This window comes from Gorillibacterium sp. sgz306347 (assembly GCF_059735245.1).
In genome coordinates this window covers 26,966-42,067 of sequence record NZ_JCAPET010000042.1, presented here as the reverse complement: position 1 = coordinate 42,067, position 15,102 = coordinate 26,966, and the positions used below count along the sequence as shown (strand labels likewise).

Annotated in this window: 12 protein-coding genes and 1 pseudogene; 9 read left to right on the top strand and 4 right to left on the bottom strand. The window is 55.6% G+C overall.

The window, feature by feature from the left end; genetic code table 11:
* Positions 1–287: 287 nt before the first annotated feature.
* The 4 genes and pseudogenes from AC6I6H_RS18300 to rlmD form a co-directional block, all read right to left on the bottom strand.
* Positions 288–914, bottom strand: coding sequence for a type 1 glutamine amidotransferase family protein (locus AC6I6H_RS18300; protein WP_497955443.1), 627 nt, complete (start codon positions 912–914; stop codon positions 288–290).
* Between the two features lie 111 nt (positions 915–1,025).
* Positions 1,026–1,708 (bottom strand): annotated as a pseudogene (locus tag AC6I6H_RS18295) (helix-turn-helix transcriptional regulator).
* A 34-nt stretch (positions 1,709–1,742) separates the two neighbouring features.
* Entirely contained in the window at positions 1,743–2,804 is a 1,062-nt protein-coding gene (locus AC6I6H_RS18290; protein WP_497955442.1) for an alpha/beta fold hydrolase, read from the bottom strand.
* Positions 2,805–3,141: 337 nt separating this feature from the next.
* Entirely contained in the window at positions 3,142–4,617 is a 1,476-nt protein-coding gene (gene rlmD, locus AC6I6H_RS18285; RefSeq protein WP_497955441.1) for a 23S rRNA (uracil(1939)-C(5))-methyltransferase RlmD, read from the bottom strand.
* A gap of 514 nt (positions 4,618–5,131) precedes the next feature.
* Here rlmD and AC6I6H_RS18280 point away from each other — a divergent pair.
* From AC6I6H_RS18280 to AC6I6H_RS18240, 9 genes are all read left to right on the top strand, one after another.
* The gene (locus tag AC6I6H_RS18280; protein WP_497955440.1) at positions 5,132–5,677 is read left to right on the top strand and encodes a GNAT family N-acetyltransferase; all 546 of its coding nucleotides are present in this window, start codon (positions 5,132–5,134) and stop codon (positions 5,675–5,677) included.
* Between the two features lie 900 nt (positions 5,678–6,577).
* The gene (locus AC6I6H_RS18275; RefSeq protein ID WP_497955439.1) at positions 6,578–7,534 is read left to right on the top strand and encodes an AAA family ATPase; all 957 of its coding nucleotides are present in this window, start codon (positions 6,578–6,580) and stop codon (positions 7,532–7,534) included.
* Positions 7,535–7,544: 10 nt separating this feature from the next.
* The gene (locus AC6I6H_RS18270) at positions 7,545–8,678 is read left to right on the top strand and encodes a DUF58 domain-containing protein (protein WP_497955438.1); all 1,134 of its coding nucleotides are present in this window, start codon (positions 7,545–7,547) and stop codon (positions 8,676–8,678) included.
* The gene (locus AC6I6H_RS18265) at positions 8,650–10,134 is read left to right on the top strand and encodes a DUF4129 domain-containing protein (RefSeq protein ID WP_497955437.1); all 1,485 of its coding nucleotides are present in this window, start codon (positions 8,650–8,652) and stop codon (positions 10,132–10,134) included. Before AC6I6H_RS18270 ends, AC6I6H_RS18265 begins: the two co-directional genes overlap by 29 nt.
* Positions 10,135–10,531: 397 nt before the next feature.
* A complete protein-coding gene (locus AC6I6H_RS18260; protein ID WP_497955436.1) occupies positions 10,532–11,431 on the top strand; it encodes a branched-chain amino acid ABC transporter permease in 900 nt (299 codons plus the stop codon).
* Positions 11,432–11,437: 6 nt separating this feature from the next.
* Positions 11,438–12,382 (top strand): branched-chain amino acid ABC transporter permease, encoded by a 945-nt coding sequence (locus AC6I6H_RS18255; RefSeq protein ID WP_497955435.1) that lies wholly within the window; start codon positions 11,438–11,440, stop codon positions 12,380–12,382.
* On the top strand, positions 12,382–13,158 hold the full coding sequence (locus AC6I6H_RS18250) for an ABC transporter ATP-binding protein (protein ID WP_497955444.1): 777 nt from the start codon (positions 12,382–12,384) through the stop codon (positions 13,156–13,158). Before AC6I6H_RS18255 ends, AC6I6H_RS18250 begins: the two co-directional genes overlap by 1 nt.
* A 3-nt stretch (positions 13,159–13,161) precedes the next feature.
* Positions 13,162–13,863 (top strand): ABC transporter ATP-binding protein, encoded by a 702-nt coding sequence (locus AC6I6H_RS18245; protein WP_497955434.1) that lies wholly within the window; start codon positions 13,162–13,164, stop codon positions 13,861–13,863.
* A gap of 32 nt (positions 13,864–13,895) precedes the next feature.
* Complete coding sequence (locus AC6I6H_RS18240) at positions 13,896–15,068, top strand: ABC transporter substrate-binding protein (RefSeq protein ID WP_497955433.1); 1,173 nt, start codon at positions 13,896–13,898, stop codon at positions 15,066–15,068.
* The last annotated feature ends 34 nt before the right edge of the window (positions 15,069–15,102 follow it).

Sequence of the window (15,102 nt, the reverse complement as noted above, 5' to 3'; positions counted from 1 at the left end):
CTGGCGGGCACCACAGACGATGAAGTTGCGTTATTTTCAGGGTAGAATGAACGTATTTTCAACGACCACAGTTACACGTAATGAAAAAAAGAAGTAGGACGTTTCATTATGCTTGGCTCCGAAAACGAGCAAGTAATGAAACAAGTCCTACAAAGGGTTAATCGATTAAGACTCAATATAACGAACCTTCCCAATCCTTACGCCACCAACTAAGGTACAGGCTGCTTGGCTGTATTTTTTCTTTCAAAACTTTCTATAACCTCCATATGAGTTATTTCCCTATACTGTCATTGGATTGAATTCATTAACTCGTAGAAATGTTTAGGTTCGTGAGTTTTATTAAGTCGATACCAAGCGTCTAATGTTTTTGAAGAAAATACATCCAGCGCTTTTAAAGCATGAACAGCAAATTCTAATGGAGCTACTCCGGATGCGGTGATCAATTTCCCATCGGTGACAGCAGGTTCCATTTTGTAATATTCTTCGCCCGTGTAAGATTGGCAAATCATTTTAAGGTAGGCCAAATCATTGCTTGTGTGCCAACGTGAATCTAACAGTCCTGCTTGAGCAAGTCCAAAAGTAGCACCGCAAATTGCTCCAACTATGATCCCTTCCTTTAAACACATCTCGGCAATTTTTAATAGGGGCATGTGAATAGCTTCTGTCCATGTATTTCCACCAGGTAAAATCAGTGCATCTACGCTTTTCATTCTCCACTCCTCCACTTTAATGTCAGGCATTATTTTCAATCCGCCCATTGTAGTTACTGGAGTCTTTTCTATCCCAACGGTGACTATTTTTGCTGGAGCCAGCCCATGTCTGAAGTATCTTCCGGAATTCAGCTCGGCGGTTAAATAACCTATTTCCCAATCGGACATGGTATCAAACACATAAAGATATACTGTACGGTTCATTTCTAATTGCTCCTCATAAAGTTTATTAGGTAACAGAAGCCATTCCTCTTTCATGAGTGGTTAATCATTATAATAAAACAACTTCACTGACAACTGCTGTCAGTGAAGTTGTTAAGCTTGATAATGTTCCATTAACTCGGAAGCAACCGCCACAAGTTTATTCTTTAGATTCTGTGGCTCTATAACTTGAATGGATTTCCCATAGGGGAGAATTAGAAGCGGAACATGTGTATACAGTGATTCTTCCTCAAGTAAAAAAATTGCTTGCGTTGATGTCCGCTCCTGCAAATGATGCTCCAAAAACCAATGAAGGCATAAATCATCCAGCGCCTCTGCCCTGCCACCAATAATTAAAGAAATTAATCCGGATTTATCTCCTACATCCGGTAACAGATTTTTCATAAAAAAAGTACGCGCTGAAAATTCCTTGGGACGCCTAAATGAGAATGGCGCTGTTCCTGATTCGAATACATTTTCAACTTGGAGGTTGCATTCTCTAATGCCTCACTCAAAGGATATCCGGCTTCTTTTGCAAATAGGGCGGCATGAAGCAGTGTCTTTTTTTCATCCATACTAAATAGCAGAGGGGATTTGATAAAATTGTGCAGCAAGCTATACCCGCCATTGTGCCCTGTGTCGGCTATAATAGGGACGCCACTGGCACATAGTGCATCCATATACCGATAAACTGTTCTTATGTTTATCTCTAACTTTTCCGATATTTGCTGTGCAGTCAATTTCTCTCCCGAATTCAACATCCATAGAATGGTTAGCATATTATCATTTTTTGGCATAAGTTTTGTGAATTATATGTCCCCCCTTAATAACCTATCGATCTGTCTGCTCCTCAGAATTAAGCTGACTCCATGTGTTATTCAACCATTCAGCAAATAACTCTTCCTCCTCAAATTGAGGATAATGAGCGGATTTTTGGAAACTAACAAATTCCTTCATCGGCGCTTCCAATACTTCAAAGTATTCTTTTGCCGCGTTTACAGACGTCATATAATCATATTGCCCCATTACAAAATAAACGGGTATATCTAATTTATCGACAATGCTTGTAATATTATTTTTCGACTCTTCCTCTAACAAAATTTCCTGCGACAATGAAACTCCTTTTAAATAGCGAAGGACATCGAGCAAATTATACTCCGGATTAAAGAGAAACCCTGTATAATAATCCCTATTATCATCAATTAATCTAGCCGCTCCGCCATATTTCCGAACCATATCTCTTGGGGTAAGCTGCTCCTCTTTTTCTATTGGACCTCGAAGCTGTTCTAATCGTTCTGCATCCTTTAAATTACCAGCTAATTTTGCTTGTTCAATAGAGTAATTCAAGCTATCCAACTCGCTTTTTCCATGATCGGCAACCTGCCCTATTCCAACATAGGCACTATATTTTTCAGGTGCTTTTGCGGCAGCTTTCATTCCAATATATGTGCCAAAAGAGTGGCCGACCAGCAGCACTTTTTCTTGTCCGAATTCCTTTTCCACATAATCTGTTAAGGCCAACAAATCTTCTACGAGCAAGTCAGCGGATAATGTAGAATAATCCTCAAAAAAATGATACGACTTCCCGCTTCCGCGTTGATCATAGTGTACAATGGTAAAGTTTTTTTCAAGCAAATCTTGATATTTCCGCACATAAGGAATTTCCGAACAGCCCGGACCGCCATGCACAAAAATGACTATTGGATTGCGTCGGTCCACTCCCCTAATCATGACTTCATGATCAGTGCCGTTGATCTCGACCTGTTTTAGAGAACTTATGCTATGATCTCCTTCAATTCGAGGTGTCCATGTTGGAAAAACGAATCCGATTGCAAGAAGCATACCCATAATGAAAATACTTATCTTTGTCATTTTTATGTATTTTCTTTTCATATGACGCTCCTTAATGGTATTCCATACATTATTCAAACCATTGACACTCTGAGAAGGAAGATCCAATTTTGAGTGTTTAAGCTGGCACAGCGAACTCACCCGACAATTGGCATCCAAGGGATTGAGTAAGGAAATTTACGAGGAGACCGTTGGAGAAATCACGAGAGAAAGAAAGTTTGTCCGTCTGGATGTTCCTGACGAGGAGACACTACGAGATATCCTGCACAACTTGATTCGGAAGATTGAAATCAATGCTGACGAAGATAGATGTCTCTAACAACTGCAACTTCATGAATCCTTTAACAGGAAAGGGAGCCGAAGCAGCTCCCTTTTTGTCTTAATCTTTCCTGATCAACAGTGAACAACACTCCACATGACTCGTCTGTGGGAACATGTCCACCGGCTGCATCCATTCCAGCCGGTAGCCGGAGGCGAGCAGCGTCTTGCAGTCTTTGGCCAGTGTGGACGGGTTGCAGGAGACGTATACGAACCGCTTCGGCTTTGCCTCGGCGACGGCGGCGAGGAGAGCGTCATCGCAGCCGGTGCGCGGCGGGTCGACGACCACGACGTCGGGCCGGATGCCTTCGCGCAGCCACTGGGGCAGCAGCTTCTCGGCCTGGCCCTGATAGAAGCGGGCGTTGGCGAAGCCGCTGCGCTCCGCGTTCCTGCGGGCGTCTTCGACCGCTTCGGGCACGCTTTCCACGCCGCGCACCTCGCGCGCGTGGGGAGCGAGCCACAGCCCGATGGTGCCCGTACCGCAGTAGGCGTCGACGACCAGCTCGCGGCCGGTCAACCCGGCGGCCTCGCGCACCGCGTCGTACAGCTTGACCGTCTGCTCGGGGTTCAGCTGGAAGAATGCGCGCGGCGACAGGGAAAGGGCGACATGGCCGAGCCGTTCGTCCAGCGTTTCGGAGCCCCACAGGTGGCGGGTTTTGTCGCCGAACACGAGAGGCGTGCTGGATGCGTTGATGTTTTGGGCGATGCCTTTCACCTCGGGCAATGCGCGCCGAATGTCTTCGACGAGGGCTTTCCAGCCCGGGAGGCGGTCGCCCGCCGTGACGAGCGTAAGCTGAACGCCGCCGTTTTCCAGGCCGATGCGGGCCACTATCGTGCGGATGTCGCCAGTGCGGGCACGCTCGTCGTACGGACGGAGGCCGGCTTTTTCGAGCAGGCCGCGCACCGTGTCGATCGTCCCGTTGACCGCCGGATGCTGGATGGGACAGCCGGAGATGTCGACGATGCGGTGAGACCCGGCAGCATACAGCCCCGTGACCAGTCGCTCCCCGTCCAATCCCGCTTGAAGCTGCGCCTTGTTGCGGTAGCCCCACGGCTCTTCCATACCGAGCATGGGGCGGAGGGGGGGATCTTCGATATCCGTGTAACGGGCGAATGCCTCGCGCAGCAGTTCTTCTTTGGCTTTCAGCTGGCCTGCGTAGGACAAATGCTGCAACTGGCAGCCGCCGCACTCCTCGTAAACGGGGCAGGGCGGTTGGACGCGGTCGGGCGAGCGCTTCTCGATTTCATGGAGCGTTGCCTGCAAGTAGCTTTTCTCGGAACGCGTCACGTCGGCTTCCACCACTTCGCCGGGCAGTGCGCCGGGCACAAAAACCGCTTTTTTGCGGTAGTAGCCGACGCCCTCGCCGTTGATGCCGATCCGCTTGATCGTCACGACGATCCGGTCGCCGGGCTTCAGCAGGTCGGCGTTGTCCCGTCCGCCGAAGGACGGTTTGGCGGCTTTTTCGGCGGTTGCCGAAGCGGGGCGGACGCGATGGCCGTCTTTTGCGGGCGTTCCCGTCCTTGCGCCATTCGTCATATCCCGCTGTCCGGACTTCGTGCCGCTCCATCGGGGCTGTCCCGTTTTTTCCGCTGCTGCGTTGCCGCCGTCTTGCCGTCCGCGGCCAATATCAGGCCGCCCGGTGCGCCCGGTGCTGCTCGCGTAGGGCTTTTTCGGCGTTTCTGCCGGTTTTCTTCCTGCTTGATGCCCGAATGAGGCTTTCTTTCCGGCTTCCACAGCCGGATTCGGTTTATAAGAGCGCGGCGGATTACCGTTTCGTTGATTGCCGTTCATGAGGGAGAGATCGCTCGCTTTCTTTTGGTAGACCGTTCTGGAAACGGTTGTCTGATTTCACTATACCACAAATCGCCACGATTCCATCTTGGGGAGGAGTGCGCCCGTAAAAAAGGGAATTACCGGTAGCGGCCTTTCATCTGAAACGGTAAGATAAGAGTATGACGTTTGTGCGAGATTCGGGCAAATGGCCGAGAGACCGTGTTCGGCAGGCTGTTTTGCAAACGCACCCAATAATTCGGATACACGAAGGAGAACTATGATCATCGACGATTGCAAGTTTACCGTAAACGAACTGACGTACACCATCCGCTCCGCCCGCCGGACCGATGCCGCGGCATTGTCCGCGCTCCGGCTGCAAATCGACGGAGAAACCGAGAACCTGGACCGCGAAAAGGGCGAGGCGTTCCTGGACGAAGCCGCATTTGAGTCGCTGATCGAGGCGGATACGAAGGCGGAACGAAATCTGTTTCTGGTGGCGGATGCGGGTGGGCGGCTCGCCGCTTTTTCCCGCTGCGAAGGCAATACGCTGAAACGGTTCGCTCATAAAGCGGAGTTTGGTGTCGGCGTTCTGCAAGCTTTTTGGGGACATGCGATCGGAAAGCAGCTCCTGGCAGAATCCATCCGCTGGGCCGACGCAAACGGAATCAAAAAACTGACGCTGCAGGTGCTCGAAACGAACGAAAAAGCGATCCGGCTGTACCAAGCCCACGGGTTTGAAACGGAAGGCGTCCTCAAAAACGACAAAATCCTTTCCGACGGAAAGTTCTACAATACCGTGCTGATGGGACGCTTCCGGGACTAGTGGACGGCATCGATGGCGGATCGGGAGCAGCGCAGGTAAGGCTTGAGAGGCGCTACCGGGGAGCGGCAGGCAGCGAAGCCCGAGAGAGTTTCGAGAAGGTGCTGGAGGCCGGTGGAAACAGACGCCAGCTAGAGGGCGGCGACATTGAAGGCGGGGAGATAACTTGAGAAGGCGCGCGGGGAGCATGGAAACAAACGCTAGCAGAGAGCGGCGGACGTTGAAACCCGAGAGACAAATTTGAGAAGGCGCGCGGGGAGCGAGGTAAACAAACGCTAGCTAGGGAGCGGCAGGCAGCGAAGTCCGAGAGCCAATTGCGAAAAGGCGTTGGTGGGGCAAGGAGAACTTCTTGAAATCGACTTGCAGACCTCGCCTGCCGCCCCTGCATATTCTAACGGTTGCCACAGCGCTTATTTGCACCAAAATGGCCCTTTTGAAATTCTAACGGTTGCCACAGCGCTTATTTGGAAAAAAACGGGCCGAATCAGGTGAAAAAACGAAAATAAGTCCTGTGGCAACCGTTACAGTTTTGAACCCTTCGTTTTTGGGCAAATAGCCGCTGTGGCAACCGTTAGCGTTCCCCGGCTCCTGAGAGCATCCAACGAGCCAACATGTATTTTGTCAGAGCCAAATGCCGCTGCGGATGCGCTGCTTATGCTCCGGCGGCCCAGCTATCTCCGTCCGCCCGACTATCACCGTCCCCCCAGACTATCTCCGTCGCCCCAGCTATCTCCGTCCGCAATGGCACAAGGAGCGGAAGTCCGGAATTTTTCTTTCCTTTATATATAGGGTTCTGGAGCAGGGTAATACGGCAATTCATTAGTGCAATGATCAGGCAGCGAAATGAGCAAATGAAGCGGTAAAGCATCCGGTTTTCATCTTACATAGAAAGAGGCGTATTTCATGGCAACGGATCAAATCCGCGCGCTCGCGGCGCGTATCCAGGCGAATATTTCCCGGGTGATGGTGGGCAAGGAGCAAACGGCCGAGCTGCTTTTGGTGGCGCTTGTTTCCGGCGGTCATGTGCTGCTGGAGGACGTGCCGGGCACGGGCAAAACGCTGCTCGCCAAAACCCTCGCGCGTTCGATCGACGGCCGGTTCAAACGGGTGCAGTTTACGCCGGATCTGCTTCCGTCGGACATCAGCGGGATCAACTTTTACAACCAGAAAAAAGGAGATTTCGAATTCCGCCCGGGTCCGCTGTTTGCGAACATCGTGCTGGCCGACGAGATCAACCGCGCCACGCCCCGCACGCAGTCCAGCCTGCTGGAGGCGATGGAAGAGCGGCAGGTAAGCGTGGACGGGGAAACGCGCCCGCTGGATAAGCCTTTTCTGGTCATTGCGACGCAAAATCCGGTGGAAAACCAGGGCACCTTCCCGCTCCCCGAGGCGCAGCTCGACCGGTTCCTGATCAAAATCGGCATGGGCTACCCGGCCGCCGAGGAAAGCGTGGAGCTGCTCCGCCGGTTCCGGGAGCAAAACCCGCTGGAGGAAATCGGGCCGGTCGCCGAAAAGGAAGAGCTGGCGGAGGCTGCCCGCGAAGTCGGGAAAATTCGCGTGAGCGACGATCTGCTGCGCTACCTGGTGGCGCTGGCGGAGAGCACGCGCGTTCACCCGGACATCGCTCTGGGCGTCAGCCCGCGCGGCATGCAGGCGATGCTGCGGGCGGCACAGGCGCTCGCGGCGATCCGGGGACGGGCTTACGTCATCCCGGATGACATCAAGGAGCTGGCTGTGCCGGTATTTGCCCACCGCATGCTGGTGCGGGGGCGCTTGCGCGGGCAGAGCGGCGGAGCCGAGCCGGTGCTCCGGCGCATTCTGGCCGAAACGCCCGTCCCGGCGGAAGCCGGCACGGCGTAAGGAGGACGCGATGGGAATCACTTGGCTTCTCGCGGCGGCCGCCATTCTCGTGCCGGTCCAGACCTGGGTGTTCCGCAAATGGGCGCTGAAGGGAATCGGCTACTCCCGTGCCTTTAGCGCGGCGGCCTGCACCGAAGGGGAGGAGGCGGAGCTGATTGAAACGATCGCCAACCGCAAGCTGCTTCCGCTGCCCTGGCTGCGCGTCGAATCCATGATCCTGAGCGGGTTGAAGTTCGGCGAGCAGAGCAACCTGGAAATGAGCAGCGGCCAGATTTACCAAAACCATGCCAGCCTTTTCAGCCTCATGCCTTATACGCGGATTGTCCGCAAGCACCGGATTTTTTGCAGCCGGAGAGGCTATTACAAGCTGGAGACGGCGGCGATGACCGCAGGCGATCTGCTCGGCATCCGGGCTGCGGCCCGCACGCTGCCGACGGACGCCGAGCTGCTTGTCTACCCGCGCCCGGCCGACTTGACGGACGTGGAAATTTCGTCGCACAGCTTCCAGGGAGACGTGACGGTCCGGCGCTGGATCGTGGACGATCCGTTCCTGGCGAGCGGCGTCCGCGAATACCGGTACGGGGACCCCTTAAACCGGGTGAACTGGAAGGCGACCGCACGCACCGGAGCGCTGCAGGTGACGGAGCGCGATTATACGGCCGATCCCCGGCTCATGCTGCTCGTCAACGTTGAAGTCTCGGAGAACATGTGGGGAGCGGTTACGGAGCCGGAGACGGTCGAGTACGCCATATCCGTCGCGGCGGCGCTGGCGATGCAGGCCGTGGGCAACGGCGTTCCCGTCGGCTTTGGTTACAACGGCTGGATGCAAGGGGGCGAGCCGAAGCCGGTCCGGATCGAGCCGCAGGGAGGCGGCGAGCAGCTCGCGCTTTTGCTGGAAACAATGGCGAAGCTGGTTTTGGAGCGGACGCTGGGAATGGAGGATTTCCTGGAGGCGGAAGCGGGGCAAACGGCCGGCAATATCGACTATGTGCTGATCACACCCTATGTATCCCCGAAAATGCAGCTGCAGCTCGATGAACTGGAGGAAGCCGGAAACACGGTGAAGCTCGTGCTTACGGAACACCTGCGAGCCGGAAACGAAAGGGGGACCGGCGATGAAACGAAAAGGCAAACGCCGGCCTGACGCGTTTGGCCCCGAACGGGAACCCGGGGGGACACGGGGAGCGTTCGAAGAAGGGGAGGGCCGCCGGGAAAGCGGCCCGGCAGAGTCCTCCTCTGGGGGCGGTAAGGGGCTGCGTGACGCTTCTGTTAAATGGCGGGGGCTGCCCGCCGTCGCTTTTCATTTGGTCGGCGACCTGCTGTTCTTTCTGCCCGCCGTCCTGCTGGTGTACGAGTTTGTGCGGATGCTCGCCGGTACCGAACGCGGCGGCGAAGCGGGGTTTGCGCTCCAGCTGCCGTTTTACGGTCTTGCCGGCTTTCTGCTGACAGGAAGCCGCAAAGGCTTTTTCCGCGGCCTGCTGCGCGCCGCGCTGCTCGCGGCGGCGGCAGGGGGCATCGCAGTAGCCGCAAACGGCCCGGGCGTAGCGGGATGGTTCTCCTGGGCGGCCGGACTCGCGCTGGGCGTCCGCGGAATGCGGCTGTTCGGGCGTGATTCGCTCCGGCTGTTCAATCCGGCGGCATCCGCCGCCGGACTGCTGCTGTACTTCTTGCTGCCGGCGATCGTCCGGCTGCAGCCCGCACTTGAGCCGGAAGCGGAGCTTCTGAACGCGCTCGGCATCGCAGCGCTCGGCGTCTACCTGTTCCGCTTGAGCCGGTATCAACTGGCGGAAGCGGCCCGGCAGCAAACCAGAGGCAAGCGGCCCGCCGCGGCCCTGGTGCTGAAAAACCGGATGTGGACCGCCGTCTTTTTCGTACTGGCGCTTGTCCTCGGGTTTTTCCGCCAGGCCGGGCAGGCGGTCGAGCAAGCGCTCGGTTTCCTCGGCCGGGGAGTGGCGTACCTGTTCTCTTTGATTCCGTCCGGCAAATCGGTGCCTATGGAGCCGGGAACGCCGCCGGCTCCTCCTCCGCAGCTTCCGGAGGCTCCGGACAAGGGCAATCCGCTTTGGGTCATGATCCTGAATGTGCTGTTTTACGTTTTGTTCGCCCTCATTGTCCTCTGGGCGCTCTATCATCTCCTGCGCCGGATCAAGGGAGTGCCCCGTCTTTTCGGACGGTGGAAGGCGTTTTTCGCCCGGCTCTTCGGCGGACGGGAACGGGCGCGGGCTTCGGACTACATCGACGAGAAGGAATCGCTGCTGGAGCTGAAGGAGGCGCCGCGGGCGCTGCTGGCGGGTCTCCGCCGGTGGCTGGCGGGCCGTACGGGCAAAGCGCCGGCGTGGAACAGCTTGACCGACGGCAAGGATAAGGTCCGGTTTCTTTACCGGTCCGCCGTACGGCGCGCCGCAGCCAAAGGCTTTCGCCCCGATCCTTCCCAGACTCCGGGTGAAACAGCGGATCGCCTTGGCGAAGGAGGATTTGCGCCGCCGGAGGATGCGGGGAAGCTGGCCGACGCTTATAACGCTGCGCGATACGGGGAAGAACCCCCCGGAGAGGAAGAGCTCGCCCACTTGACGGAGCGATTTCTGCACCCGAAAAAATAAAAGAATCACTCCAATCTATCACTAACCTGACATGTAAAGAGAGAAAGATCACACTTTTTCATAACGATGACATATTGCGCCGAGGCGTTTTTCGCCGAAGCGCTTTTTTTATGGCATTTATCAGGGTTTTCTTTACCATCCCAATCCCTTGATGCCAAATGATTTCATTTTTTTATGAGGCTTAATGGATATTTTATGGATGAATTCACATTTTTTTCACAGATGGTTCTGGTAGAAAAAACCTCTTCATGTTACTATTGATAACATTAATTCTATCCATGTACTGCACTAACGCAATATGGTGGTGATCGGGCAAACCAACCGGGAAATACCCAACGACGTGAGGAAAGACAGGGGCCTGTACAAAGAAAAGCAATCCAATAAACAGAGGTGCCAGATGGATTACCACATTCAGCAGTTAATCAACGGGATTTCCGCAGGGAGCATCTACGCGCTTATCGCTCTGGGCTATACGATGGTTTACGGCATTATCAAATTGATCAATTTCGCGCACGGGGACGTGTTCATGGTCGGCGCTTTCATCGGCCTGAATACCATCAAGACGCTGGACGGCCGGTTCGACCCCGTTACCACCTTTTTGACTTCGCTTGTCGTTTCCATGCTGCTTTGCGCCATTCTCGGCGTCGTTCTTGAGCGTCTCGCTTACCGGCCGCTGCGGGGCGCCTCGCGGATCGCGGTGCTCATCACGGCCGTGGGCATGTCGTTTTTTCTGGAATACGTGATGATGTATTTTGTCGGTCCGCAAGCCCAAGGCTTTCCCGATGTTCTTCAGAAGAAAACCTACCGCTTGTTCGGAGACGTTCAGATCGATTCCAATCAACTGATGATCCTGCTGTCGACCATTATTTTGATGCTGATTCTGGTCTTTATCGTGCATCGCACGAAAACCGGCAAGGCGATGCGCGCCGTATCGCACGACATGGAGGCCGCCCGCCTGATGGGCATCAACGTGGACCGTACGATTTCTGCGACCTTCGCCATCGGCTCGGCGCTCGCGGGCGCGGCCGGCGTTATCTTCGGCATGACGTACAGCTCGATCGATCCGCTCATGGGCATGATTCCGGGACTCAAGGCGTTCGTTGCGGCGGTTCTCGGCGGAATCGGCAGCATTCCGGGCGCGCTGGTCGGCGGGATTTTGCTCGGCACCATCGAAACGGAAATCTCGGCCGCCGGAGCGTCGATGTGGAGAGACGGAGCCGCGTTCGCGGTGCTGATCCTCATTCTGATTTTCCGGCCGTCCGGACTGTTCGGCAAAAACGTCAGGGAGAAGGTGTAACAAGTCATGCTCAAAAAGCTCAACATCAATTTTTGGCTTCCCTTCGCCGCTTCCCTGGTGCTGTATGCCGTCATTCAATTGCTTCTCGTCACCGGGTTTCTCGACGATGTGGCCGAATCGACCATTCTGCTTATCGGCATCAACGTGATCCTCGCGGTATCGCTTAACCTGATCAACGGCTTCACCGGCCAGTTCTCGCTCGGGCACGCCGGCTTTATGTCGGTCGGCGCTTACGCGTCCGCCGTGCTGACCATCAACTTCGACTTTCCGTTCGTTCTGGCGCTTCTGCTCGGCGGAGCGGTTTCCGCGCTCTGCGGCCTGCTGATCGGCATCCCGACCCTCCGGCTCAAAGGAGACTACCTCGCCATCGCCACGCTCGGCTTCGGCGAGATTATCCGCATTGTGCTGCTGAACACGGAGTATGTGGGGGGCGCTTCCGGCCTGAACGGAATTCCGACCTACACGAACTGGACCTGGATTTTTCTCTTCACGCTCGTGACCGTCATTCTGATTCAGAACTTTGTCCGCTCCAAGCACGGCCGGGCCTGTATCGCCATCCGCGAGAATGAAATCGCGGCGGAGGCGATGGGGATCAACACGACGTACTACAAGGTCGTTGCGTTTATGATCGGGGCTTTTTTCGCAGGCATCGCGGGCGGGCTGTCCGCCCACAATTTCTACGTCATCAACCCGACCAGCTTTAACTTTATGAAGTCGTTCGAGATTCTGGTTATGGTCGTGCTCGGCGGACTGGGCAGCACCACGGGCGCGATTCTGGGCGCGGTTGTGCTGACGCTGCTGTTGACCTTCCTCCAGGAATACCCGGAGCTGCGCATGATCATCTACTCCGCGCTTTTGGTTCTGATGATGATTTTCCGTCCCGGCGGATTTATGGGGACGAAGGAATTCACGCTCAAATTTTTCCGTAAGAAGGGGGTTCCGAACGCATGATGCATGCGGCATCCGTGTTGCTTGATGTTACGAACGCCAGCCGCCATTTCGGCGGCATCAAGGCCGTTACGGACGTTTCCATCCGCCTTCATTCCGGCGAGCTGATCGGGCTGATCGGCCCGAACGGCGCCGGGAAAACGACCCTGTTTAATCTTTTGACCGGAGTTTACGAGCCGTCGGCGGGCGACATCACCCTGAACGGACAGTCGATCAAAGGACAGAAGCCGTACCAGATCAATCACCAAGGCGCGGCCCGCACCTTTCAGAACATCCGCCTGTTCGGGAGCATGAGCGTCATCGAAAACGTGAAGATCGCCTATACCCATCACGCCAAATATTCCTTGTGGTCTTCCTTCTTCCGGCTTCCCTCCTACGTGAATGGGGAGGCGAAGATCGAAGCGAAGGCGCTGGAGCTGCTCAAAATTTTCAAGCTCGACGGACTGCGGGACGAGATGGCGGCCAACCTCAATTACGGCGCCCAGCGGCGGCTGGAAATCGCCCGCGCCCTTGCGGCCCGCCCGCAGCTGCTGCTGCTGGACGAACCGGCGGCCGGAATGAACCCGCAGGAAACCCGCGATCTGATGAACCTGATCCGCTGGATCCGGGAGGAATTCAAGCTTACCATTCTGCTGATTGAGCACGACATGTCCCTGGTCATGGGCGTCTGCGACCGCATTTACGTGCTGGACCAAGGGAAGCTGATCGCTCAGGGAACGCCCGAGCAGGTCCGCAACGATCGCCATGTGATCGAAGCGTATTTGGGACAGGAGGCTTAAGCCGTGCTGATCATCAACGACATCAACGTGTATTACGGAGCAATCCACGCTCTGCAAGGCGTTTCGCTTGAGGTTCGGCAGGGAGAGATCGTCTCCCTGATCGGGGCCAACGGGGCGGGCAAATCGACCCTGCTCAAAACCATTTCGGGCCTTCTGAAGCCCAAAACGGGCGAAATCCGGTTTCTGGATAAACCGATCGCCGGCCAGTCCGTGCAGGCCATTGTCAAAAACGGCATTGTTCACTGTCCGGAAGGGCGGCGGATTTTCGCCAACATGACCGTGGAGGAAAACCTGGACCTCGGCGCCTACCTGCGCAAGGACAAAAACGTCGGCGCGGACGCGGCGGCCGTATACAAACGGTTTCCCCGGCTCGCCGAACGCCGCAAGCAGCAGGCGGGCACCTTGTCCGGGGGGGAGCAGCAGATGCTCGCCATCGGCCGGGCGCTGATGAGCAAGCCTCAGCTGCTGCTTCTGGATGAACCGTCGATGGGGCTTGCCCCGATGCTGGTCGCGGAAATCTTCCGGGTTGTGGAGGAGATCAACCAGTCGGGCACGACCGTGCTGCTCGTCGAGCAGAACGCCAATCAGGCGCTCAAAATCGCCCATCGGGCCTATGTGCTGGAAACCGGGAAAATTGTGCTTTCCGGTCCGGCGGAGGAACTGGCAAACGCGGAAGAGGTTAAGCTGGCCTATCTGGGCCATTAACAATATCTTTGGGGGAAAAGGGAGGGCATTACATGAAGTTGAACAAATTCGCGGTGCTATCCGCCGCACTGGTCCTGGCTGTCACCGGCGCAGGCTGCGGCCAAAAAAGCGGGGATGACGGCACCGGTCCGATCAAGATCGGAGCAAACTTTGAAATGACCGGCGGAAATGCATCCTTCGGCAACTCCTCCATGAAAGGCGTCAAGCTTGCGGTGGAGGAAATTAACGCCGCCGGCGGGGTGCTGGGCCGCCAGCTGGAAATTCTGGAGGCCGACAATGCCTCGAAGGCGGAGGAAGCGACCCGTGCTGCCCAGAAGCTTATCAGTGAAGGCGCGATTGCGCTGATTGGTCCGGTTACAACCGGCAACACGCTAGGCGCGGTTCCGGTTGCAATGGAGAAAAAGATCCCGCTGATCACAACGTCCGCAACGAACCCTAATGTTACTGTAAACGAAAAGTCGGGCAAGGTGAACGACTGGATCTTCCGTGCTTGCTTTATCGACCCCTTCCAAGGGGAAGTGGCGGCGAATTTTGCCACGAACGATTTGAAAGCTAAAACCGCAGTCGTTTATGTCAACGCATCGAGCGACTATTCCAAAGGCCTGCAAAAGTTCTTTGAGCAAACCTTTACCGCAAACGGCGGTGAAATCGTCGGCAGCGAAGCGTTTGCCGAAAAGGATACGGACTTTAAGGCCGTTTTGACCCGGATCAAAGAGAAGAACCCCGAGGTGCTTTACGTTCCCGGCTATTATGAAGAGGTGGGCAAAATCGTGAAGCAGGCGCGCGAAATCGGCCTGACGATCCCGATTGTCGGCGGCGACGGCTGGGATTCCCCGAAGCTGGTGGAAATCGCCGGCGCAGACGCGCTGAACAACACGTTCATCTCCAACCACTATGCGCCGGACGATGAGTCCGAAGCGATCCAAGCCTTTGTCAAAGCCTACAAAGCCGCCAATAACGACGAAACGCCGGATGCGTTGGCCGCGCTTGCCTACGATGCCGTGAAGCTTCTGGCCGACGCCATCACACGCGCCGACTCGACCGACCCGGAGAAGCTGAAAGAAGCGCTTGCCGCCACGAAAGACCTGAAGCTGGCCACGGGTACGATCACGTTCAACGAAACCCATGACCCGGTGAAGGCCGCCGTCATCCTTGAATACAAAGACGGCAAGCAGACGTTTAAAGCCAAAGTAGACCCGAAATAATCTCCTTTCCTGCGAGCCTGTTCCCTATTGCCGG

Excerpts from the sequence above, each read along its gene's own strand:
- AC6I6H_RS18300 (WP_497955443.1), bottom strand. The coding sequence starts at position 914 with ATGAACCGTACAGTATATCTTTATGTGTTTGATACCATGTCCGATTGG.
- AC6I6H_RS18290 (WP_497955442.1), bottom strand. The coding sequence starts at position 2,804 with ATGAAAAGAAAATACATAAAAATGACAAAGATAAGTATTTTCATTATG.
- rlmD (WP_497955441.1), bottom strand. The coding sequence starts at position 4,617 with ATGACGAATGGCGCAAGGACGGGAACGCCCGCAAAAGACGGCCATCGC.
- AC6I6H_RS18280 (WP_497955440.1), top strand. The coding sequence starts at position 5,132 with ATGATCATCGACGATTGCAAGTTTACCGTAAACGAACTGACGTACACC.
- AC6I6H_RS18275 (WP_497955439.1), top strand. The coding sequence starts at position 6,578 with ATGGCAACGGATCAAATCCGCGCGCTCGCGGCGCGTATCCAGGCGAAT.
- AC6I6H_RS18270 (WP_497955438.1), top strand. The coding sequence starts at position 7,545 with ATGGGAATCACTTGGCTTCTCGCGGCGGCCGCCATTCTCGTGCCGGTC.
- AC6I6H_RS18265 (WP_497955437.1), top strand. The coding sequence starts at position 8,650 with ATGAAACGAAAAGGCAAACGCCGGCCTGACGCGTTTGGCCCCGAACGG.
- AC6I6H_RS18260 (WP_497955436.1), top strand. The coding sequence starts at position 10,532 with ATGGATTACCACATTCAGCAGTTAATCAACGGGATTTCCGCAGGGAGC.
- AC6I6H_RS18255 (WP_497955435.1), top strand. The coding sequence starts at position 11,438 with ATGCTCAAAAAGCTCAACATCAATTTTTGGCTTCCCTTCGCCGCTTCC.
- AC6I6H_RS18250 (WP_497955444.1), top strand. The coding sequence starts at position 12,382 with ATGCATGCGGCATCCGTGTTGCTTGATGTTACGAACGCCAGCCGCCAT.
- AC6I6H_RS18240 (WP_497955433.1), top strand. The coding sequence starts at position 13,896 with ATGAAGTTGAACAAATTCGCGGTGCTATCCGCCGCACTGGTCCTGGCT.